Source organism: Ramlibacter henchirensis (assembly GCF_004682015.1).
GTDB classification, from domain to species: Bacteria; Pseudomonadota; Gammaproteobacteria; order Burkholderiales; family Burkholderiaceae_C; genus Ramlibacter; species Ramlibacter henchirensis.
The window spans coordinates 498,774-518,169 of the sequence record NZ_SMLM01000001.1; the positions used below are offsets into that span (position 1 = coordinate 498,774).

Genomic DNA, 19,396 nt, shown 5'->3' on the forward strand with positions numbered 1-19,396 from the left:
CCGCCGCAGCTCGTGAGTGCCGCCGCGCGCTTCAATTCGCGGCGGGTCGCGTCCCGCGCGGGTGTTCGAAGAAGAAGCGGAGCATCTCGGCACTCGCATCCGGCCCCTGCGGATCCGTGTAGCTGCCGCGCGCGCTGCCACCCGACCACGCATGCGGCGACCCGTGGACGGTCCAGTGCTCCATCGCCACCGCTCCCGCTGCATCCCGGTGGACCTGCCGCGTGGCCGTTCGCCGGCCGTTCGCGCGCAGTTCCTCCGAGGCCGTGCTGGTGCCTCCTGCGCCGGCCGCCGCCGCGATGACCTGCCGGCCATTGGTGGGATGCACCGTGGTGTCGGCATCCCCGTGGAAGACGATCGTCGGCACGGGAAGCGGGCGAGGCTTGCGCGCCGCGCCGCTTTTCATCGCCTCGAAAGCGGAGGGGACATCCTGCGCAGCCCCGGGCGCCAGGCCCGAATGGACGCCCACGGCGGCAAAGAGCTCCGGATAGGCGGCCGCCACGATCGCGGCCATCGCGCCGCCGGCCGACAGGCCCGCCACGTACACGCGGGCCGGGTCGATCGGATGGCGTGCCATGACGTCTCGCACCATGCCCGCGAGCAGCTCCGGCTCCCCGCGCCCACGCCCCTGGTGGTTGGACTTGAACCAGTTCCAGCAGCGCTGCGGATTCGCGCGCTGCGACTGCGCGGGGTAGAGCACGAAGAACCCCTGGGCCTGGGCCAGCTCGTTCATGCGCGTGCCCGCGGCGAAGTCGTCCGGGTCCTGCGTGCAGCCGTGCAGCATCAGCACCAGCGGCATCGGCCGGCTGCCGGCGCCGGGCGGGATGAACAGCTTGTAGTCGCGGCCTGCGAGGTTGGCGCCGCCGTGCCGGCCGTGGATGAAGGCTCCTTTCCCCGGCTCGGGCGGCGCCTGGGGTGCCGGGGGCGGGACGACGGGGTCGGGCCGGGCTTGCCGATCACGCACGCGGGACCACTCGGACAGGTGGGGGGCGGGCAGGGCAGGGAGTTCGGCATCCGGCACTTCGCGTGCCTGCACGTCGATCACGTCCCCGCCGGTATCGAGGCCGCCCTGGTGCAGGGCTTGCTGGATCGCGCGGGTGGCGGCCATCAGGTCACCGCGCCGGGTGAGGAGGGTCGCTTCCTGGAGGAGGTGCTGGAAATCTTGGTGCATGGGCTTTCGGCAGGAACAAGGACGCCCGGAGCAGGCGGCGATCACTGCAGGTGGGGCCCGGCGGCGGAGCGCGCAAGGGCGGCGGAAGAAACAATCGGTGTGGGTCGACAAAAAGTTTCGAAACATGCTGCACGGCCGGCGCCTGGACAGGGCACCATCGGCGGGGAAGCCTCCCCTGCAATGAACGCCCCGCCTCCTGCATCGCCGCAGCAGCCGCCGCACGGGCTGGATCCCACGCTGATCGAGCCGGTGCTTCTCACCGCCACCCAGGTCTCCACCTTTGCCGGGCAGGTGCTGCTCACCCGCGCGAGCGGCTTCTTCTTCAAGCGTGACGGGCGCCTTTACGTCGTGACGAGCCGGCACGTGCTCTCCGACGAACCCACGGGCCACTCACCCGATCGCGTCGAAGTCGCGGTGCACACGGACGCCCGCGACCTGTCGAAATGGGCGGTGTTGTCCTGCGACCTGTTCAGGGACCGCCAGGCGGTCTGGCACCAGGGCCGCGATGCAGCGGGGGCGATCGACGTTGCCGCGCTGGAGATCGACGAGTCGGCATTGCCGCCATCGCCGCACCTGCGCTGGTTCACCCCGGAGCACCTGCTGCAAACGTTTCATTCAGCCCAGATCGGCGCGCCGCTGGTGCTCCTGGGCTATCCGCTCGGTTTCCACGACACCGTCCACCATCTCCCGGTCGCCAGGCACGCGATCATCGCTTCGGCATTCGGCGTGCGGTTCCAGCGCCAGGGCTATTTCCTCACGGACGCGCGTGCCCACCGGGGTTCCAGCGGCAGCCCCGTGCTGATGAAGATCGCGGATGACCCTTCCGATATGCCCTGGAAGCTGCTGGGCGTGCATTCGTCGCGCATGGACATGGGCGGGCGCGACTCGGAGCAGGACGATTTCCTGGGGCTCAACTGCGCCTGGTACGCGGACATCCTGATGACGCTCACGGAGGAGCGGTCCCCGCACGCCGGGCCGCTTGCCGGGCAGGCGTGACGCGCGCCTTCAATCCACCTTCATCCCCGCGTCGCGGATGACCGGCGCCCAGCGGGTGATCTCGTCGCGGGTGATCGCGGCCAGCTCCGCGGGCCCGGCCTTCATGGCGGTCGCACCCTGCGCAGCGAAGAAGGCTTCCATCTCGGGCATGGCCTGCACGGACGCGACGGCCTTGCGCATCTGGTCGATGTGTTCCTTCGGCACGCCCTTGGGTGCATACATCGCCACCCAGAGCTCGCCCACGAGGCCCGGCACGGCTTCGTTCGCGAGCGGAACGTTCGGCAGCGCGGGCGCACGCTGCAGTGAGGGCACCGCCAGCGCCTTGAGCTGACCCGATTTCACGAACTGCAGGCAGGCCGGGATGGTGCTGACCATGATGTCGAGGTTGCCGCCGATCACGTCGGTGAGCGCCGGCGCGACGCCCTTGTAGGGCACGTGCGTGATCTGCACGCCCTGCGACTTCTTCGCCATCTCCATCAGCAGGTGCGAAAAGGTGCCGTTGCCGGAGGAGCCGTAGCTCAGCTTGCCCGGCTCCTTGCGGGCCAGCGCGATCAGTTCCGCCAGCGTGTTGGCGGGGAAATTCGGCTTGACGACGATGGCGTGCTGCACGACGGCGATGCCCGCCACCGGTTCGAAGTCGTTGATCGGGTCGAACCCGGTGGACTTGTACAGGCTGGGGTTCACCGCCTGGGCGCTGTTGACCGTGACGAGCCACACGCTGCCGTCCTTCGGCGCGGACTTCGCCACCCACGCCGACCCGACGTTGCCGCCGGCGCCCGGCCTGTTCTCCACGACGACGTTCGATCCCGGCAGGAACTGCGGCAGGCGCGCCGCGACGTTGCGCGCCATGACGTCGTTGGAGCCGCCGGCCGCCTGCGGCACCAGCAGGACGATGGACTTGGGAAGCTGCGCCTGCGCCAGCGCGGGCACGCTGGAAGCGAGCGGCGCCAGCGCGAGGCCGCCGGCGATGCGCCGGCGCAGGGAGTCGATGGGGGTCATGATCCTGTCTCCTGTTTGCGGGTTCGCGGCTCGATCAGGTCCTGGTCCTGCCCGATGCGGGGCGCGGGGGTGCGGATGCGTCCCGGCGTGCGCGACAGGCGCGGAAAGACGTTGTGCATCACGACGCTTCCGAGCTCGGGGTCGGGCACCTCGACCAGGACTTCGCGCTCCTTCACGTGCGGATGCTCCATCAGTTCGTCGACGTTGAGCACCGGCCCGACCGTCACCTCGTGCCTGCCGAAATGCGCGAGGTTCTCCTGCAGCGTGCGTTGCGCGACGAAGCCGCCGATCAGCTCGTCCAGCGCATCCACGTGGGCGATGCGCGCGGCGTTGTCGATGAAGCGCGGATCGCGCGCGAGCTCGGGCCTGCCGATGGCGGCCAGCACGCGTTCGGCCATGCGCTGCGTGGAGCCGGACATCACCATCCAGTGCCCGTCGCTGCACAGGTAAGCATTGCGCGGCGCGGCGTTTTCCGCGCGGTTGCCGAGCCTGCGCGGGCGCTTGCCGGTGTGCTGGTAGATCGCCGCGTCGGGGCCGAGCACGCCGATCATCGGCTCCAGCAGCGACAGGTCCACCACCTGGCCCAGTCCTCCATTCACTTCCACTTCACGCACCGCGGCGAGCGTGGCGAACGCGCCCGAGAGGCCGGCGATCATGTCGGCCAGGCCCAGGTTCGGCAGGGCCGGCGGCTTGTCCGGAAAGCCGTTGCGTTCGGCGAAGCCGCTGAACGCCTCCACCAGCGTCCCGAACCCCGGCCGCTCCGCATAAGGGCCCGTCTGTCCCCAGCCGGAGATGCGGACGATCACGAGCTTCGGGTTGGCCGCGTGCAGGTCGTCGGGGCCCAGCCCGAAATCCTCCATTCCGTGGTGGCGGAAGCTCTCGATCACGACGTGCGCCTGCGGCACCAGGCCGAGCAGCGCGTTGCGATCGCCTTCGTCCTTCAGGTCGAGGCGGATGCTCTTCTTGTTGCGGCCGTAGACCTTCCACCACAGGGCCTTGCCGTCGTTCTTCCAGTCGCGCAGCGTGTCGCCCTGCGCGCTTTCGACCTTGACGACCTCGGCGCCGAAATCGGCCAGCTGCAGCGTGAGCATGTTGCCCGCCATGAGGCGCGAGAGATCCAGCACGCGGATCCCCGCCAGGGGCAGCCGGCTGGCGGCGCTGTCTTTCATGCTGCCTCCTTGCGGGCGCGCGAGCGGCGCGCCTGCAGCGCATCGTAGCGCGCGAGGAACTTGCGCGCCTTGATGGCGATCGGTTCGTCGATCATGCGGCCCTCGTGCGCGACCGCGCCACGGCCCGCTGCCACCGACGCGTCGAACACCTCGAGCAGGCGCCGCGCGTTGTCGGCTTCCTCGGAGGTGCCCCCGAAGACCTCGTTGATGACCGGCACCTGCGCCGGATGGATGCAGATGGCGCCGCGCATGCCGATCGCCTTCGCCTTCAGCGCCACCGCGCGGTAGGCCTGCATGTCGGTGAACTCGGCGACCGTGCCGGGCAAGCCCATGGGTTGCAGTCCTGCGGCTGCCGCCGCCAGCGCGAGCATTTGCGCAGGCATGGCCATGCCTTCCGGTGCCGAGGCGATGCCCGTCGCGGCGCCGAAGTCCTCGGTGCCGAAGAGCAGGGCGGCCAGCCGGGGCGAGGATTGCGCGATCGCTGGCGCATTGCAGATGGCCAGCGGAGATTCGAGCAGCGCGACCACGCGGATGCCGCCGCTGGGCCGTCCGAAGCGTTCCTCGAGCGCCCGCATCTCCGCGTCGAGCTGGACCACCTGCCGGGGCGACTCGACCTTGGGCACGAGCAGCCCGTCGGCGCCCGCGGCGATGGACGCCTCCAGGTCGGCCGCAAGCAAGTCGGGCTCGTTGTTCACGCGGACGTAGATCGGCACGCCCGCGCTTTCCTGTAGGCGAGGCACGAACGCCGCGAGATTCGCGCGAGCCGCCGGCTTGGCCGGACGGGCCACGGCGTCCTCGAGGTCCAGGATCAGCGCGTCGGCGCCGCGCTGCCCGGCCTTGGCGAGAAAGCGGTCCGTGTCGGCCGGCACGAACAGCATGGAACAGGGTTCGAGGGTGGTGGGATTCATGAAATCATTGTGGCGCGGTCGCGCGGACCGCTAAGCTGCGGGGCCTCATTCAAGGAGCGTTCATGGATCTCGACAAGAATGGTCTCGCGACCCGCCGCGCAGTGCTCGGCGACGCCTATGTCGACACCGCCCTCGGCAAGGCGACGCAGTTCACGGCGCCGCTGCAGGAGCTGGTCACGCGCCACGCCTGGGGCAATACGTGGCAGCGCAAGGGCATCGACCTGCGCACGCGCAGCATCGTCACGGTCTCGATGCTGGTGGCGCTCGGCCGCATGCACGAGCTGAAGGTCCACGTGCGCGGCGCGCTGAACAACGGCGTGACGAAAGAGGAGTTGCAGGAGATCTTCCTGCACGCCAGCGTGTACTGCGGCTTCCCGGCGGCGGTGGACGCCTTCCGCAGCGCGGCCGAGGTGATCGACGGCGCGTAACGCCGGCAAGCCTCAGGCGCGTTCGAGATCGATATACCCTCGGGCCGCGTCCACCCCGACCAGCCGCACCCGCAGTGCATCGCCCACATCCAGGCCTTCGACGCCGCGCACCAAGCGGCCTTCCAGCAGGGGCTGCGCGATGCGCACGTAGGTGCCCTTGGGCGCCGCGCCGGTGACGATCGCGTCGAACGCATCGCCGATCCGACCCTGGAGAAGCGCGGCGCCCGCCGCCTTGAGAACCGTCCGCTCCACCTTGTTCGCGTTGTCTTCCTGCAAGGTGCAGTGGCGGGCAAGTTCGGCCAGGGCGGCGTGCGAATAAGGCGGCGCTTCGCCGGCGAGGCACGCTTTCACCAGGCGCTGCGTCACCAGATCGGGGTAGCGGCGATTCGGCGCGGTGGAGTGCGCATAGTCGCTCACGGCCAGGCCGAAGTGCCTCAGCTCGGGGGCGCCCGGCGCCGCGGCCACGTACGAGCCCGAACCCAGCATCTTGACCACGCGCAGCGACAGGTCGCCGAACCCCTCGGGGTCGCGCGTGCGCTGGTCGGTCAGGAAACGCTCGAGCGCCACCGCGTCCGGCTCCGGCGGCAGCACCGTGCCGAGCGCCGCCGCGAGGGCCTCGATGCGGTCCCACCGGCGCGGCGACTGCAGGAAGCGCCGCAACGACGGAAAGCCAGCCTGCGCCAGGAAGCGAGCCGTCGCCGCATTGGTCGCGATCATGACGTCGGCGATGAGGTCCTTCGCGCGGTTGCGGTCGTCCGCACGCAGGTCGATGAGCCGGCCTTGCTCCAGCACGGGCCGGGCGGCCGGGGTCCGCACGTCCAGCGCGCCGCGGCGCTGGCGCCATCGACGCAAGCGCGTTGCGAGGTGGTCGTGCAGGCGCACCTGCTCCTGGATGCGAGCCGAGGAGGCCGACGCGGGGAGCGGCCCGTCGCCATCGAGCCAGCGCGAGACGCCGTCGTAGGTGAGCTTCGCCTGGTTCGTCACCGCCGCGCGGTAGAGCTGGTGCTGCGTGACGGCGCCGTCGTCCTCGACCTGCATCTCGACCACCACGGCCAGCCGCTCCTGCCCCTCGTGCAGGGAGGTGCGGTCCGTCGACAACACGGGCGGGAGCATGGGGAACGTGCCGGCCGCCGTGTAGACCGAAGTGGTGTTGAGGGCCGCGTGCGCATCCACGGCACTGCCGCGGCGCGCCAGGGCGTCGACGTCGGCGATGGCCACGAGCAGGCGCGTCGCGCCGCCGGGAAGGGACTCCGCAACGCTCAGCTGGTCCAGGTCCTGCGTGTCGTCGTTGTCGATGGAGAACCAGGCGAGGGCGCGCAGGTCGCGGATGTCGGCGTGCGGCGCAGGCGGGCGGGCGGCATTGGCCTCGAGCAGCGCTGCTGCAGGGAAGTCGGGCTCCAGGCCATGCGTCTGCATGGCTTGCACGGCGATGGCCAGGAGGGGTGGGGTCGGCACCGGTGGACTTTAGCCGGGGCTGGCGCTGTCGCGGGGCTGACTGCATGCCCCCGAAACAACTACTTGGCGCCCCAAACTTTGTAGTCGTACACGGTGATGTCACCGGCGCCCGCAACTGGCTCGACGCCCAACTCGACGCTGGCCACGTGCTCGTTGCCCACAGCCCACTTCTCGCCGCAAGAGTCGGCGCGGGTGGCGACGTAGTTGATGATGGCAGCCAGGTCGATCTCGCCGGGGTCGGCCGGCAGGACAGCAGGCACGAAGGCAATCATCTTCCACCCGGTCCTTCCGTAACTGCCGTTGAGGTTCATGAAGTCGTAGCGCAGGCAGCCGTCAGCGGCGCTCTTGGTGGCGTAAACGTGGTACTCCTTGCCGCCGATGGTCGCGGTGTGGTCGAACCAGTGGGGTTTGCGTCCGTCGGGCACGTTGTGCGCGCCATAGTTGCCCCAGTGGGACAGCGGAACCATGATCTCGTGCGTGATCGACGAGTTCAGGAAGCCCGTGTCCTGCTTCGCGCCGGACTGCAGCCAGATATCGAACGTGAGCTGCCCCTGGCCCGTCGGCGCCGACAGGTGCGCGAAGTTGAACTTGGCCTTCAGCGACTTCACCGGCAGCTGCATCGGGAACAGCGTCCCCGGTGTGTGGCCGGTGGGCGCCTGCTGCAGGGTCGAGCCGTTCGGCAGGCGCACGGGGTCGCCGTCCACGGTGGTGCCGGTGCTGTAGTACCCGGGGCGGCGGCCGTTCAGGACCGAGGGAAAGCCCTTCACTTCGGCCGAGCCGGGGGGATTCGGCCAGCGCCACTTCATGCGGAAAGCGACCTCGCCGTTCGGGCCGACGTTGGGGCTCACGCCGATCTGCTGTTCGAACTGGTGGGCGTTCGGGCCTTCCGTGATGCCGCTCTGCCCCCAGCGGTTGTCTTCCATCCAGTACGCATCATCCGGATTGCCGACCTGCAGCCAGGCGTTGGAGCTGGCCGCCACAGGGATCTCGGGGGGCTCAGTCCTGGTGGAGCCGGCGAGGACGGTTTCCGATTGCGCGACCTGCACGCCCGTCGTGGTGCTGCCGCTGTCCAGGGCGCCACCTCCGCCGCCGCCACAGGCGGCGAGGATCGCCAAGGCGGCAACGGGGCCGGCGCGGAACAAAATCTGTCTCGTCATGAGTTACACGTCCAGGTCGGGGGCATTGCGTGCGGCGCTCGAGCGCGCCTGTTGCCCGGTCGGAGGATGAGCTTTGCGTTTCAGGTCCTGTCCGGGTGGCTACGGACAGCGGCGCTTGAAAGCTGCGGCTCAGCGATGGACGCGAATCTAGTAGGTCCCGTCTGACAAGCTGTAGGCGCCCGACTACAAACGTGAGCAAACATGAGCTTGAGGATTTCGTGGAGGACATCACGACGGCGGCGCGTTCGCCCGGCACGCGCGCACGGAGCCGACGCGGAAGTACGCAGTAAGCCCAGCCGATGGGGGCGGCAAGCTCGGCGGTAGATCAGCGGCTGCCAACCGCTGATGAACCGAACAGTTACCGTTTTGATGAGGTTAGAGGCGTTCCCATAGGGGCACCAGGAACGCGACGGCGCCTACGAAGCCTGAGCGGACATCAGCCAGCGATCGCGGGCGGCCGCTGGCGTAACCACCGCGCCGCACCTTGCCCCGCGAGCCGGCCCGTGGCGAAACAGGCGGTGAGCAGGTAGCCGCCGGTCGGCGCGTCCCAGTCGAGCATCTCGCCGGCGCAGAACACGCCGGGCAGGTCGCGCAGCATGCCATCGGCATCCAGCGCTTCCAGGCGGACGCCACCCGCCGTGCTGATCGCCTCTTCGACCGGGCGGGGCCGGGCCAGTGTCAGCGGCAGCGCCTTCAGGGCGGTGGCCAGGCGCTCGGGATCATCGAGCTGCTGCGGCGAGAGCACCTCGTGCAGCAAGGCCATCTTGAGAGCGGCAATGCCCAGCCGGCTCTTGAGGTGGGTGGACAGGCTGCGCGAGCCGCGCGGGCGGCGGGTTTCCGCCAGCACCTGGGCCGGGCTGTGTTGCGGCAGCAGGTCGATGATCCAGGTGGCACGGCCATGCCTGGCGATCTCATTGCGCAGCCGCGCCGAAAAGGCGTACACCAGGCTGCCTTCGATGCCGGTCTCCGTCAACACGAACTCGCCTTGCCGGCTGTCCTCCGGCGGCTGGGTGTCCATGCGGGCGGCCACTGGCTTGACCGGCTGGCCCGCATACCGCTGGCGCACGTGGTCGCTCCACCCCGCGCCACCCGCGCGCGTGGGCGCCACGTCGAATCCACAGTTGGCGGGCTGCAGCGGCTCGATGGGAACGCCGCGCGCGGCCAGGAGCGGCACCCACGTCCCATCGGAGCCCAGGCGCGGCCAGCTTGCGCCTCCCAACGCGAGAACAACTGCCTGCGCCGCGTGGGCGATGCGTCCCGCAGGTGCATCGAAGAGGAGGTCACCCGTCGAGGGATCCCATCCCTTCCAGCGGTGCCGCGTGTGCAGCCGCACGCCGGCGGCGCGCAGCCGGTGCAGCCACGCGCGCAACAACGGCGCGGCCTTCATGTCGGTCGGGAAGACGCGCCCGGAAGTCCCCACGAAGGTCTCGACGCCCAGGCCGGCAGCCCAGCGCCGGACCTCCTCGGCTCCGAAGGCCGAGATCGCCTCCCGCAGCGCACTGCTGCGCTCCCCGTAGCGGGCAAGAAAGGATTCGGGACGTTCCGAGTGGGTGAGATTCAGGCCGCCGCGCCCGGCGAGCAGGAATTTGCGGCCCACGGACGGCATGGCATCGAACAAATCGACCGGCACGCCATGCTCGGCCAGCACCTCGGCCGCCATCAGGCCGGCCGGTCCGCCGCCGATCACGGCGGCGCGCAAGGGAAAAGAAGTCACCGCGAGATTGTCTTGCCCCCCGCCGACTCGGCAGCGTGCACACCCGTCTCACGCCAATCCACCCGCGCACAATCGGTCACGATGAACCCTTCGGACGTAGCGGTCCTCCAGTGGCAGGAAGGTGGCGAGCAGCGTCAGGCGCGGTGGCGTTCGGAATCGGGCTGGCCGGTACCCAAGCGCGTGCAGCTTGCCGACGACCAGATGCCTGCCGACCTGGCCTATCGCCTCGCCTGCGAAGGGACGGCGCTGCTCTGGCGGGGCGACTTCCAGAACGCGCGACAGCTCCTCCAGGCGCTCGCCCGCAGGCTCGACCGCGCGGCCCGCAAGCCCGTAGCCGCACCCGCGAAACCTTCCGAGGTTTTCTACCGGTACCGGCAGGCGCAGGGGCGCCGGGCACGGGTGCTCGGCATGCTGGTCATCGAAGTCGGCGGCGACCATGGCATCGGTCTTCGCCGCGCGCCCGACCTGCGCGCGGCGTGCGGCGAGGCCTGGGGGCCGCCGGACGGACAGGCTTGCGTCGTGGCGCTGCGCGAACTGATCGGTCTGGTGGGGGCGCATGAATGGCGCAAGGAGGGCGTGGAGGTGCCGGCGCTAGGACCGCCGCCGCGCAACCGCATCCACCCGCACTACGGCGTGTTCTCGCCGGTACGCGGGGAGTACCTCGACCTGATCGCGCGGGCGGCCCTGCCTGCCGGCGTCTCGCTGGCCTGGGACATCGGCACCGGCACCGGCGTGATCGCAGCGGTGCTGGCGCGCCGCGGGATCGCGCGCGTCGTGGCAACAGACCTGAGTCCCCGTGCAGTCGCCTGCGCTCGCGACAACATCCAGCGGCTGCATCTGCAGGACCGGATCGAGCTCGTCGAAGCCGACCTGTTTCCGGCCGGAGAGGCACCGCTCATCGTCTGCAACCCACCGTGGCTGCCGGGCAAGCCCAGCTCCATGCTGGAGCACGCCGTCTACGACCCCGACAGCCGCATGCTGCGCGGGTTCCTGGGCAGGCTGCGCGAGCGGCTCGCGCCAGGAGGCGAGGGCTGGCTGGTGCTGTCCGACCTGGCCGAGCACCTGGGTCTGCGTACCCGGGACGAATTGCTCGCGCTCTTCGACGCCGGCGGGCTCGCCGTTCGCGAGCGGCTGGACGTCCGGCCCCGGCATCCGAAGGCCGGCGACACCAGTGATCCGCTGGCCACGGCCCGGAGCCGCGAAATCACCTCCCTCTGGCGCCTCGGTGCAGCCTGACCCAGGGGCTACGTCCGCCCCTCGCGATGTGCCGTCAACCGGCGGCCTGCGCCACCCACCCCGCCGTTCGGGCCTGCGCGTAAGTGCGATCCAGGGCTTGCCGGATCAGCCCGCACATCTCGTCCACCTGCGCGCGCGTCATGATCAGCGGAGGCGCGACGATCATCCGGTCGCCCACCGCGCGCATCACCAGGCCGTTGTCGAAACAGTGCCCGCGGCACGCCATCCCGATGGCGATCTCCGGAGCGAACGATTCGCGCAGGGGGATATCGCGGCACAACTGGATCGCGGCCATCAGCCCGCAGCTCTGGACCTCCCCGACCATCGGGTGATCCAGCAGGTTCGCGAGCTGCTGCGCCAGGTAGGGGCCGGTGTCTTCGCGCACCCGCTGCACCAGCTGCTGCTGCTCGATCACGTCCAGGTTCGCCAGGGCCACTGCGCAGGCCACCGGGTGGCCCGAGTACGTGTAGCCGTGTTCGAACTCTCCGCCGCGCTCGATCAGCACCCGCGCGACACGCTCCCCGACCATCACGCCGCCCAGCGGGACATACCCGCTGGTCACGCCTTTCGCGAATGTCATCAGGTCCGGCCGGGTCCCGAAGGTCTCGCAGCCCCACCACCGGCCCGTGCGTCCGAAGCCGCACACGACCTCGTCGCTCACCAGCAGGATGCCGTGGCGGTCGCAGATGCGCTGGATCTCGGGCCAGTAGGTGGACGGCGGCACGACCACGCCGCCGGCGCCCTGCACCGGCTCACCGATGAAGGCCGCGACCTTGTCGGGGCCGATCTCCGCGATCTTCTCCTCCAGCCAGCGGGCGGCGACGACACCGAACTCCTCGCGCGAGAGGCCCTTCGCCGCGCCGTGGCGGTGTGCCCAGAAATGCGGCTGGTCGATGTGGGCGATGCCCGGGATGGGCAGTCCTCCCTGCGTGTGCATGGCCGCCATGCCGCCGAGCGACGCCGCCGCCATCGTGGAGCCGTGGTAGGCGTTGAGCCGCGAGACGATCACCTTGCGCTCGGGCTGCCCCATCAGGTCCCAGTAGCGGCGCACCAACCGGATGACCGTGTCGTTGGCTTCCGAGCCGGAGCTGCTGAAGAACACGTGCCGGAACTGCGCCGGCGTCACCGCGGCCAGCCGCTCGGCGAGGGCGGTGGCCGGCGGCGTCGTGGTCTGGAAGAAGGCGTTGTAGTAGGGCAGGGTCCGCATCTGCTGCGCGGCAGCCTCGATGAGGGCGCCCTGGCCATAGCCGACGTTCACGCACCACAGGCCCGACATGGCGTCGAAGATCCGCCGGCCATCGCTGTCCCACACGTACACGCCGTCCCCGTGCGTGATCACGCGCACTCCCTTGGTGGCGAGCGCCTGGTGGTCCGTGAACGGGTGCAGGAAATGGGCTGCGTCCGCGGCTTGCCACTCCCGGGTGCTGCGCCTTGCGAACGGCGGCAGGTCCATGTTGAAGGCAGGCGTGTTGGCGGTCATGGGGTCCCCCTGTCAGACATGGAGCAGCAAGTGCTCGCGCTCCCAGGGCGAGATCACCCTCATGAATTCCTCGTGCTCGAGGTCCTTGATCTCCGCGTACACGGTCAGGAACTCCTTGCCGAGAACCTCGGCCAGGTCGTGTTCGGCGCGCAGCAGCGACACCGCCTCGCTGAGGCTGCGGGGGAGCTCGAACGCGCTCTGGTAGGCGCTCCCCTTGCACTCCTCGGTGGGGTTGATGCGCTGCTCGATGCCCAGCAAGCCGCAGGCCAGCGTGGCGGCCAGGGCGACGTAGGGGTTCGCGTCCGCGCCGATGACCCTGTTCTCGACGCGGCGGGCCCGCGGCGTGGAAACCGGGGAGCGGATCCCGACCGTCCGGTTGTCGACGCCCCACTGGATGTTGATCGGCGCGGCGGTGAACCGCTCGAGGCGCCGGTAGCTGTTGACGTACGGCGCGAAGAGCGCCATGGCGGCCGGGATGTATTTCTGCAGGCCGCCGATGTACCAGTAGAACTCCCGGCTGGGCGTGCCGTCCTCGTTGCTGAACAGGTTGCGTTCCCCGTCCTGGCTGACCAGGCTCTGGTGCACGTGCATGGCGCTGCCCGGCTCCCCGGCGATCGGCTTGGCCATGAAGGTGGCGTACATGTCGTGCCGCAGCGCCGCTTCGCGGACGGTGCGCTTGAACAGGAAGACCTCGTCGGCCAGTGCCATCGGCGCCGAATGGAAGAAGTTGATCTCCATCTGGCCGGCACCCACCTCGTGGATCAGCGTGTCCACGTTCAGTTCCATCTTCTCGCAGTAGTCGTAGACGTCCTCGAACAGCGGGTCGAACTCGTTGACGGCGTCGATCGAGTACGCCTGGCGCGAAGTCTCGGCGCGGCCGCTGCGGCCGACGGGCGCCCTCAGTGGCAGGTCGGGGTCGGTGTTGCGCGCCACGAGGTAGAACTCCAGTTCCGGCGCGACCACGGGAGTCCACCCCCTGCGGTCGAACAGCTCGCAGACGCGGCGCAGCACCGCCCGCGGCGCGAACGGCACCAGCCGGCCGTGGCGGTCGTAGCAGTCGTGGATCACCTGCGCCGTCGGGTCCACCGCCCAGGGCACGATCCGGACGGTCGTCGGGTCGGCGACCAGGTGCATGTCGGCATCGTTGCGGCTCACGACGTCGAAATAGGGCCCGTCATTCGGATATTCACCCGTGACGCTCATGGCGACCACGACTTCGGGAAGCCGCATGCCGCGGTCCTCGGTGAACTTCTCGCGCGGAAGGATCTTCCCCCGCGCCACGCCGGTGAGGTCCGGCACGAGGCATTCGATCTCCGTGACGCGGTGCTCGTTGAGCCAATTGTCCAGCTCGGCGAACTGGAACTGCCGGCGGTCTTGCATGGTGGAGGCGCTCGAAGGTGTCCGCGGGCGGAGGGGCGTGGCGGTGTCCGGTCCGGAGGAAACGACAAGGCCGTCCGGCCGGACCGCCTCGGCGCTGCCACGCGGTCGATAGCGACGGCGCAAATCTGTCGCGCCTTTGCGCCTGGTGATGTCGTCGCTAGCGGAGCCCACGAAGTCATCGTATCCATCAGCCTCGCGCCTGAGAGGCGAACTGCGGGTAAACGCTCCTCGATCAGCTTCGGCGGCTCCAGCCCAGGCACGGCGAAGCGCGTCCTGGTCGAGCGTAGGCGCTGTTCAGCTCCGGCATGGCTGCACGGCATGGCCCGTTGGAGCCAGGACAGCTGAGTTGTGCTGCCGAGGTGCTCCCATGTCGTGCTGCGCTAGAAGCGCTCGCCGTGCGCGAGATACCGCCACTGGCCGGGCGGCAGGCCCGCCATGGGGACGCGGCCGATGCGGATCCGCTTGAGGGCCGTGAGCGTCAGGCCGACCTGCGCGCACATCCAGGGCAGCATCTCCGGTGGGATGGCCTTGACCGCGAAGCGCAAGCGGGCCTCGCTCTGCCAGCTCACGTGCGCCGGCGGCAGGGCGCGCCCCTCGAACACCAGGCCTTCACGCAGGCGCGGCAAGCCGCCCGCGACGATGGCGCCGGCCACCTCCGCGAGCAGTTCCTGCTCGATCAGGTGGGCGTCCTCGCGCAGCTTGCGCACGATCCTTCCGTCCTGGCTGAAGACGGAGAGCCCCTCGGCCTGCACGGGCAGCGCGAGCAGGGGGACCAGCCCCGCGCGGTGGCTCTTGACCGGGCGGATGCCCGAAGCGTCTTGCGGCCAATGCGTCGCCGCGCCGAGCGACGCCAGCGCCGCGGCGGTGCTCATGCCCGCCGGCTTGTGCATCAGGAACGTCGCCGGCGCCGCCGGCTGCAGGTTCGCGCGAGGATCGATTTCGACCCTCTCTCCCGCAACCCGGAACTGCGGCTCTTCCACGACGTTGCCGTCCACGCGCACCCAGCCTTCGGCGATGTACTGCTCCGCCTCGCGCCGCGAGCAGGGCACCAGGGCTGCAACGACCTTCGACAGGCGTTTCGGTTCGTCAGGCACGCTCCGCACCCTCGAAGAAGGCGAGCTTTCGCGAGCGAGGCAGCGCCTTGAGCTGCAGTTCGGCCCTGAGTGCGTCCCCCTTGCTCGGGAATTCGCGGGCGGCCAGGACACGCATCGGCGGCCGCGCGCGCGTGAACCTTGCGCCCAGTCCGCAGGCATGCTGCAGGAACCGCTGCTCCACGTCGAGCGCGATCCCGGCGTAGTACACGCCACCCTCGCATTCAAGGAGATAGAGCCAGTAGGGCGCGCTCCGGCGGTTGCTCGACTTTCCATGCACGAATGCATTGTGGACTGACGCGCGGATCTGGGGCGGGCTGCTTCGCCCGCATCGGTGATGCCGTGCGGCGCGATTCCGGGACGTTCCAACGGCCACCGCATCCATACGACCGGCCCTATGCTGTCGACGTCGAAGGCTATCCTGTACTGGTGGCTGTGCATGAAGGCCGGCGCCGACATCGAACCATGAAACACGAACCCGACCAATACCAGGACATCCGCGACGCGGTGCGCGCGCTGTGCGCCGAGTTCCCCGACGAGTACCACCGCAAGGTGGACGAGCAGCGCGCCTATCCCGAGGCCTTCGTCAACGCGCTCACCAAGGCCGGCTGGCTGGCCGCCCTGATCCCGCAGGAGTACGGTGGCTCGGGCCTCGGGCTGGCCGAGGCCTCGGTCATCATGGAGGAGATCAACCGCGCGGGCGGCAACTCCGGCGCCTGCCACGGCCAGATGTACAACATGGGCACCCTGCTGCGCCACGGATCGCAGGAGCAGAAGCGCAAGTACCTGCCCCGGATCGCCAGCGGCGAGTGGCGCCTGCAGTCCATGGGCGTGACCGAGCCCACCACCGGCACCGACACCACCAGGATCAAGACCACCGCGGTGCGCAAGGGCGACCGCTACGTCGTCAACGGCCAGAAGGTCTGGATCTCGCGCGTGCAGCACTCCGACTTCATGATCCTGCTGGCGCGCACCACGCCGCTGGCCGAGGTGAAGAAGAAGTCCGAGGGCATGTCCATCTTCATGGTGGACCTGCGCGAGGCGGCCGGCGCCGGCCTGACGGTGCGGCCCATCCCCAACATGGTCAACCACGAGACCAACGAGCTGTTCTTCGAGAACCTGGAGATCCCGGCGGAGAACCTGATCGGCGAAGAAGGGCAGGGCTTCAGGTACATCCTGGACGGCCTCAACGCCGAGCGCACGCTGATCGCCGCGGAGTGCATCGGTGACGGCTACTGGTTCATCGACCGCGTCACCCGCTACGTGAAGGACCGCGTCGTGTTCGGCCGCCCCATCGGCCAGAACCAGGGCGTGCAGTTCCCGATCGCCGAAACGTACATCGAGCTGGAGGCGGCCAACCTGATGCGCTGGGAGGCCTGCCGCCGCTTCGACGCCCGGCTGCCCTGCGGCAGCGAGGCCAACATGGCCAAGTACCTCGCGGCCAAGGCGAGCTGGGAGGCGGCCAACGCCTGCCTGCAGTTCCACGGCGGCTTCGGCTTCGCGTGCGAATACGACGTCGAGCGCAAGTTCCGCGAGACCCGCCTCTACCAGGTGGCGCCGATCTCCACCAACCTGATCCTGTCCTACGTGGCCGAGCACGTGCTCGGGCTGCCGAGGTCCTTCTGATGGACGTCGCCGAGCCGCCTCAAGACGGCCGCGCCCCCTCGGGGGGCCGGCGCGCAGCGCCCTGGGGGCCATGCCGCCCGCTCGACGGCATCACCGTGGTGTCGCTGGAACACGCGATCGCCGCGCCGTTCTGCACGCGCCAGCTGGCCGACCTGGGCGCGCGCGTGATCAAGGTGGAGCGGCCCGGCGCCGGCGACTTCGCGCGCGCCTACGACACGCGCGTGCGCGGCCAGTCCTCGCATTTCGTGTGGACCAACCGCTCCAAGGAAAGCCTGGCGCTGGACCTCAAGGACCCCGCGGCCCTGCAGGCGCTGCAGGCCCTGGTCGCCAAGGCCGACGTGCTGGTGCAGAACCTGGCGCCGGGCGCGGCGGCCCGCATGGGGTTGTCGTGGGGCGAGTTGCACGCCAGGCACCCGCGCCTGATCGTGTGCGACATCTCCGGCTATGGCGAGGACGGGCCCTACCGCGACAGGAAGGCCTATGACCTGCTGATCCAGGCCGAGGCCGGGCTCCTGTCCGTGACCGGCACTCCCGAGGCCCCGAGCAAGGCCGGCAACTCGATGGCCGACATCGCCGCCGGCATGTATGCCTACTCCGGCATCCTGGCGGCGCTGCTGCAGCGGCAGCGCACGGGGGAGGGCGGCCACATCGACGTCTCGATGCTGGAGTCGCTGGCCGAGTGGATGAGCTACCCGATGTACTACGCCTACGAGGGCGCGGCGCCGCCGCCGCGCACCGGCGCATCGCACGCCAGCATCTATCCCTACGGGCCCTTCCGCACGGCCGACGGCACGGTGATCCTGGGGCTGCAGAACGAGCGCGAGTGGGCCGCCTTCTGCGACAAGGTGCTGCGCCAGCCGCAGCTCGCCGGCGACCCGCGCTTCGATGCCAACGCCCGGCGCACCGCCAACCGCGCAGCGCTCGACGCGGCGATCCACGCCGTGTTCGGCACGCTTTCGACCGGCGAGGTGGAGCAGCGGCTGGACGACGCGCAGATCGCCAACGGCCGCATGAACGACATGGCGGGGCTGTGGGCGCACCCGCAGCTGAAGGCGCGCGACCGCTGGCGCAGCGTGGCCACCCCCGCCGGCCCGATCCCCGCGCTGCTGCCGCCCGGGCGCAACAGCAGCTTCGACTACCGCATGGGCCCGGTGCCTGCCGTCGGCGAGCACACCGAAGCCATCCTGCGCGAACTGGGCCTCGCGCCCGTGAAGGAAGCCGGATGAACCCGTCCGCCGAACTCGCCGCCTTCGCCGCCGGCCTGCGCTTCGAGCACATCCCCGCCGCGGTGGTGCGCAAGACCGAGGACCTGCTGGTCGACTGGTTCGCCTCGGCCGTGGCCGGCAAGGGCGCCCGGCCCGTGGAAAGCATCGTCCGCTTCGCCGCCGCCATGGGCGCGGGCGAGGGTGCCAGCGAGGTGATCGTCACCCGCGGGCGCAGCAGTCCCTACCTCGCGGCCATGGCCAATGCCGCCGCCTCCCATTTCGCCGAGCAGGACGACGTGCACAACGGCTCGGTGTTCCACCCCGCGACCGTGGTGTTCCCCGCCGCGGTGGCCGCGGCCCAGGCGCTGGGCGCGAGCGGCGCGCAGCTGCTGGCCGCCGGCGTCGCCGGCTACGAGGTGGGCATCCGGGTCGGCGAGTTCCTGGGGCGCTCGCACTACAAGGTGTTCCACACCACCGGCACCGCCGGCACGCTGGCCGCCGCGGCCGCGGTCGGCAACCTGCTGGGACTGGATGCGCAGCAGATGCGCCATGCCTTCGGTTCGGCCGGCACGCAGTCGGCCGGCCTGTGGGAATTCCTGCGCACGGCGGCCGATTCCAAGCAGCTGCACACCGCGCACGCGGCGGCGGCCGGGCTGATGTCGGCGTGGCTGGCGAAGGACGGCTTCACCGGGGCCGACCGCATCCTGGACGGGCCGCAGGGCATGGCGGCCGGGATGTCCAGCGATGCCGACCCGGCCAGGCTCACCGACGGTCTCGGTGCGCGCTGGGCCACGGCCGAAACCTCGTTCAAGTACCACGCCTCCTGCCGCCACACCCATCCGGCCGCCGACGCGCTGGCCCACGTGCTGCGCGAGTACAGGCTGCAGCCGCAGGACATCGCGCGGGTGGTGACGCACGTGCACCAGGGCGCGATCGACGTGCTCGGGCCGGTGACGGATCCGGTCACGGTGCACCAGAGCAAGTTCTCCATGGGAACGGTGCTGGCGCTGGTCGCCCGCTTCGGCCACGCCGGCCTGCCCGAGTTCGAGCGCCACTTCCGCGACCCGGACACCGTCACTTTGCGCGACAAGGTGCAGATGGCGCTGGACCGCGAGGTAGACGCCGCCTACCCGCGCCGCTGGATCGGCAAGGTGACCGTGCACACCGTCGACGGCGGCACGCTGCAGGGCCGCGTGGATGAACCCAAGGGCGACCCGGGCAACACGCTCAACCGCGACGAGCTCACCGCCAAGGCGCTGCAGCTGGCCTCCTTCAGCGGCGGCGCGAGCGACGAGGAGATGCGTTCGGCCGTGGAGCGCCTCTGGCACGTGGCAGCATGGCCGCGCGTCGGCCGGCTCCTCTGAGCTTTGCTGGAGTGGACGCC

General features: G+C 70.1%; 17 protein-coding genes. 6 read left to right on the forward strand and 11 right to left on the reverse strand.

Annotated features, from left to right (window positions below):
- Positions 1-31: 31 nt before the first annotated feature.
- Entirely contained in the window at positions 32-1,168 is a 1,137-nt protein-coding gene (locus EZ313_RS02500; RefSeq protein ID WP_135261644.1) for an extracellular catalytic domain type 1 short-chain-length polyhydroxyalkanoate depolymerase, read from the reverse strand.
- A gap of 180 nt (positions 1,169-1,348) precedes the next feature.
- Between EZ313_RS02500 and EZ313_RS02505 the strand changes: the two genes are divergently transcribed.
- A complete protein-coding gene (locus EZ313_RS02505) occupies positions 1,349-2,164 on the forward strand; it encodes a trypsin-like serine peptidase (RefSeq protein WP_240788506.1) in 816 nt (271 codons plus the stop codon).
- 9 nt (positions 2,165-2,173) lie between these two features.
- Here the strand turns inward: EZ313_RS02505 and EZ313_RS02510 are convergent, their stop codons facing one another.
- From EZ313_RS02510 to EZ313_RS02520, 3 genes are read right to left on the reverse strand one after another with little or no spacing between them, the layout of a single operon-like run.
- A complete protein-coding gene (locus tag EZ313_RS02510; RefSeq protein WP_135261645.1) occupies positions 2,174-3,163 on the reverse strand; it encodes a Bug family tripartite tricarboxylate transporter substrate binding protein in 990 nt (329 codons plus the stop codon).
- Positions 3,160-4,332 carry a CaiB/BaiF CoA transferase family protein gene (locus tag EZ313_RS02515; protein WP_135261646.1) on the reverse strand — a complete coding sequence of 391 codons (1,173 nt, stop codon included), beginning with the start codon at positions 4,330-4,332 and terminating at the stop codon, positions 3,160-3,162. Before EZ313_RS02515 ends, EZ313_RS02510 begins: the two co-directional genes overlap by 4 nt.
- Positions 4,329-5,240, reverse strand: a complete 912-nt coding sequence (locus EZ313_RS02520) for an HpcH/HpaI aldolase/citrate lyase family protein (RefSeq protein ID WP_135261647.1) — start codon at positions 5,238-5,240, stop codon at positions 4,329-4,331. Before EZ313_RS02520 ends, EZ313_RS02515 begins: the two co-directional genes overlap by 4 nt.
- Positions 5,241-5,302: 62 nt before the next feature.
- Between EZ313_RS02520 and EZ313_RS02525 the strand changes: the two genes are divergently transcribed.
- Positions 5,303-5,668, forward strand: a complete 366-nt coding sequence (locus EZ313_RS02525; RefSeq protein ID WP_135261648.1) for a carboxymuconolactone decarboxylase family protein — start codon at positions 5,303-5,305, stop codon at positions 5,666-5,668.
- Between the two features lie 12 nt (positions 5,669-5,680).
- Here the strand turns inward: EZ313_RS02525 and EZ313_RS02530 are convergent, their stop codons facing one another.
- From EZ313_RS02530 to EZ313_RS02540, 3 genes are all read right to left on the reverse strand, one after another.
- Positions 5,681-7,123 (reverse strand): RNB domain-containing ribonuclease, encoded by a 1,443-nt coding sequence (locus tag EZ313_RS02530; RefSeq protein ID WP_240788507.1) that lies wholly within the window; start codon positions 7,121-7,123, stop codon positions 5,681-5,683.
- A gap of 59 nt (positions 7,124-7,182) precedes the next feature.
- Complete coding sequence (locus EZ313_RS02535) at positions 7,183-8,280, reverse strand: hypothetical protein (protein ID WP_135261649.1); 1,098 nt, start codon at positions 8,278-8,280, stop codon at positions 7,183-7,185.
- A gap of 436 nt (positions 8,281-8,716) precedes the next feature.
- The gene (locus EZ313_RS02540) at positions 8,717-9,994 is read right to left on the reverse strand and encodes a BaiN/RdsA family NAD(P)/FAD-dependent oxidoreductase (RefSeq protein WP_276606937.1); all 1,278 of its coding nucleotides are present in this window, start codon (positions 9,992-9,994) and stop codon (positions 8,717-8,719) included.
- A gap of 81 nt (positions 9,995-10,075) precedes the next feature.
- Here EZ313_RS02540 and EZ313_RS02545 point away from each other — a divergent pair, with 81 nt between their 5' ends.
- The gene (locus tag EZ313_RS02545) at positions 10,076-11,230 is read left to right on the forward strand and encodes a methyltransferase (RefSeq protein ID WP_135261650.1); all 1,155 of its coding nucleotides are present in this window, start codon (positions 10,076-10,078) and stop codon (positions 11,228-11,230) included.
- A 34-nt stretch (positions 11,231-11,264) separates the two neighbouring features.
- Here the strand turns inward: EZ313_RS02545 and EZ313_RS02550 are convergent, their stop codons facing one another.
- The 4 genes from EZ313_RS02550 to EZ313_RS02565 all read right to left on the reverse strand — a co-directional run bounded on the left by EZ313_RS02550 (position 11,265) and on the right by EZ313_RS02565 (position 15,461).
- Positions 11,265-12,710: an aspartate aminotransferase family protein gene (locus EZ313_RS02550; protein ID WP_205960314.1), complete on the reverse strand. Its 1,446-nt coding sequence runs from the start codon at positions 12,708-12,710 to the stop codon at positions 11,265-11,267.
- A 12-nt stretch (positions 12,711-12,722) separates the two neighbouring features.
- Entirely contained in the window at positions 12,723-14,090 is a 1,368-nt protein-coding gene (locus tag EZ313_RS02555; protein ID WP_135261651.1) for a glutamine synthetase family protein, read from the reverse strand.
- Positions 14,091-14,470: 380 nt separating this feature from the next.
- Complete coding sequence (locus EZ313_RS02560) at positions 14,471-15,184, reverse strand: RNA pseudouridine synthase (RefSeq protein WP_135261652.1); 714 nt, start codon at positions 15,182-15,184, stop codon at positions 14,471-14,473.
- On the reverse strand, positions 15,177-15,461 hold the full coding sequence (locus tag EZ313_RS02565; RefSeq protein ID WP_240788508.1) for a GIY-YIG nuclease family protein: 285 nt from the start codon (positions 15,459-15,461) through the stop codon (positions 15,177-15,179). The genes EZ313_RS02560 and EZ313_RS02565 overlap by 8 nt, the downstream gene beginning before the upstream one ends.
- A gap of 185 nt (positions 15,462-15,646) precedes the next feature.
- Between EZ313_RS02565 and EZ313_RS02570 the strand changes: the two genes are divergently transcribed.
- Genes EZ313_RS02570 through EZ313_RS02580 form a run of 3 tightly spaced genes read left to right on the forward strand, consistent with a single transcriptional unit; the run spans position 15,647 to position 19,376 of the window.
- Positions 15,647-16,807, forward strand: a complete 1,161-nt coding sequence (locus tag EZ313_RS02570; protein WP_135261654.1) for an acyl-CoA dehydrogenase family protein — start codon at positions 15,647-15,649, stop codon at positions 16,805-16,807.
- Complete coding sequence (locus EZ313_RS02575; RefSeq protein ID WP_135261655.1) at positions 16,807-18,033, forward strand: CaiB/BaiF CoA transferase family protein; 1,227 nt, start codon at positions 16,807-16,809, stop codon at positions 18,031-18,033. Before EZ313_RS02570 ends, EZ313_RS02575 begins: the two co-directional genes overlap by 1 nt.
- Positions 18,030-19,376, forward strand: coding sequence for an MmgE/PrpD family protein (locus EZ313_RS02580; RefSeq protein ID WP_135261656.1), 1,347 nt, complete (start codon positions 18,030-18,032; stop codon positions 19,374-19,376). The genes EZ313_RS02575 and EZ313_RS02580 overlap by 4 nt, the downstream gene beginning before the upstream one ends.
- Positions 19,377-19,396: the final 20 nt, after the last annotated feature.

What these genes read in the sequence shown, in the direction of transcription:
- EZ313_RS02550 (WP_205960314.1), bottom strand. Translation starts at nt 12,710, where the DNA reads ATGACCGCCAACACGCCTGCCTTCAACATGGACCTGCCGCCGTTCGCA.
- EZ313_RS02515 (WP_135261646.1), bottom strand. Translation starts at nt 4,332, where the DNA reads ATGAAAGACAGCGCCGCCAGCCGGCTGCCCCTGGCGGGGATCCGCGTG.
- EZ313_RS02570 (WP_135261654.1), top strand. Translation starts at nt 15,647, where the DNA reads ATGAAACACGAACCCGACCAATACCAGGACATCCGCGACGCGGTGCGC.
- EZ313_RS02500 (WP_135261644.1), bottom strand. Translation starts at nt 1,168, where the DNA reads ATGCACCAAGATTTCCAGCACCTCCTCCAGGAAGCGACCCTCCTCACC.
- EZ313_RS02545 (WP_135261650.1), top strand. Translation starts at nt 10,076, where the DNA reads ATGAACCCTTCGGACGTAGCGGTCCTCCAGTGGCAGGAAGGTGGCGAG.
- EZ313_RS02580 (WP_135261656.1), top strand. Translation starts at nt 18,030, where the DNA reads ATGAACCCGTCCGCCGAACTCGCCGCCTTCGCCGCCGGCCTGCGCTTC.
- EZ313_RS02520 (WP_135261647.1), bottom strand. Translation starts at nt 5,240, where the DNA reads ATGAATCCCACCACCCTCGAACCCTGTTCCATGCTGTTCGTGCCGGCC.
- EZ313_RS02555 (WP_135261651.1), bottom strand. Translation starts at nt 14,090, where the DNA reads ATGCAAGACCGCCGGCAGTTCCAGTTCGCCGAGCTGGACAATTGGCTC.
- EZ313_RS02535 (WP_135261649.1), bottom strand. Translation starts at nt 8,280, where the DNA reads ATGACGAGACAGATTTTGTTCCGCGCCGGCCCCGTTGCCGCCTTGGCG.
- EZ313_RS02505 (WP_240788506.1), top strand. Translation starts at nt 1,349, where the DNA reads ATGAACGCCCCGCCTCCTGCATCGCCGCAGCAGCCGCCGCACGGGCTG.
- EZ313_RS02525 (WP_135261648.1), top strand. Translation starts at nt 5,303, where the DNA reads ATGGATCTCGACAAGAATGGTCTCGCGACCCGCCGCGCAGTGCTCGGC.
- EZ313_RS02575 (WP_135261655.1), top strand. Translation starts at nt 16,807, where the DNA reads ATGGACGTCGCCGAGCCGCCTCAAGACGGCCGCGCCCCCTCGGGGGGC.
- EZ313_RS02510 (WP_135261645.1), bottom strand. Translation starts at nt 3,163, where the DNA reads ATGACCCCCATCGACTCCCTGCGCCGGCGCATCGCCGGCGGCCTCGCG.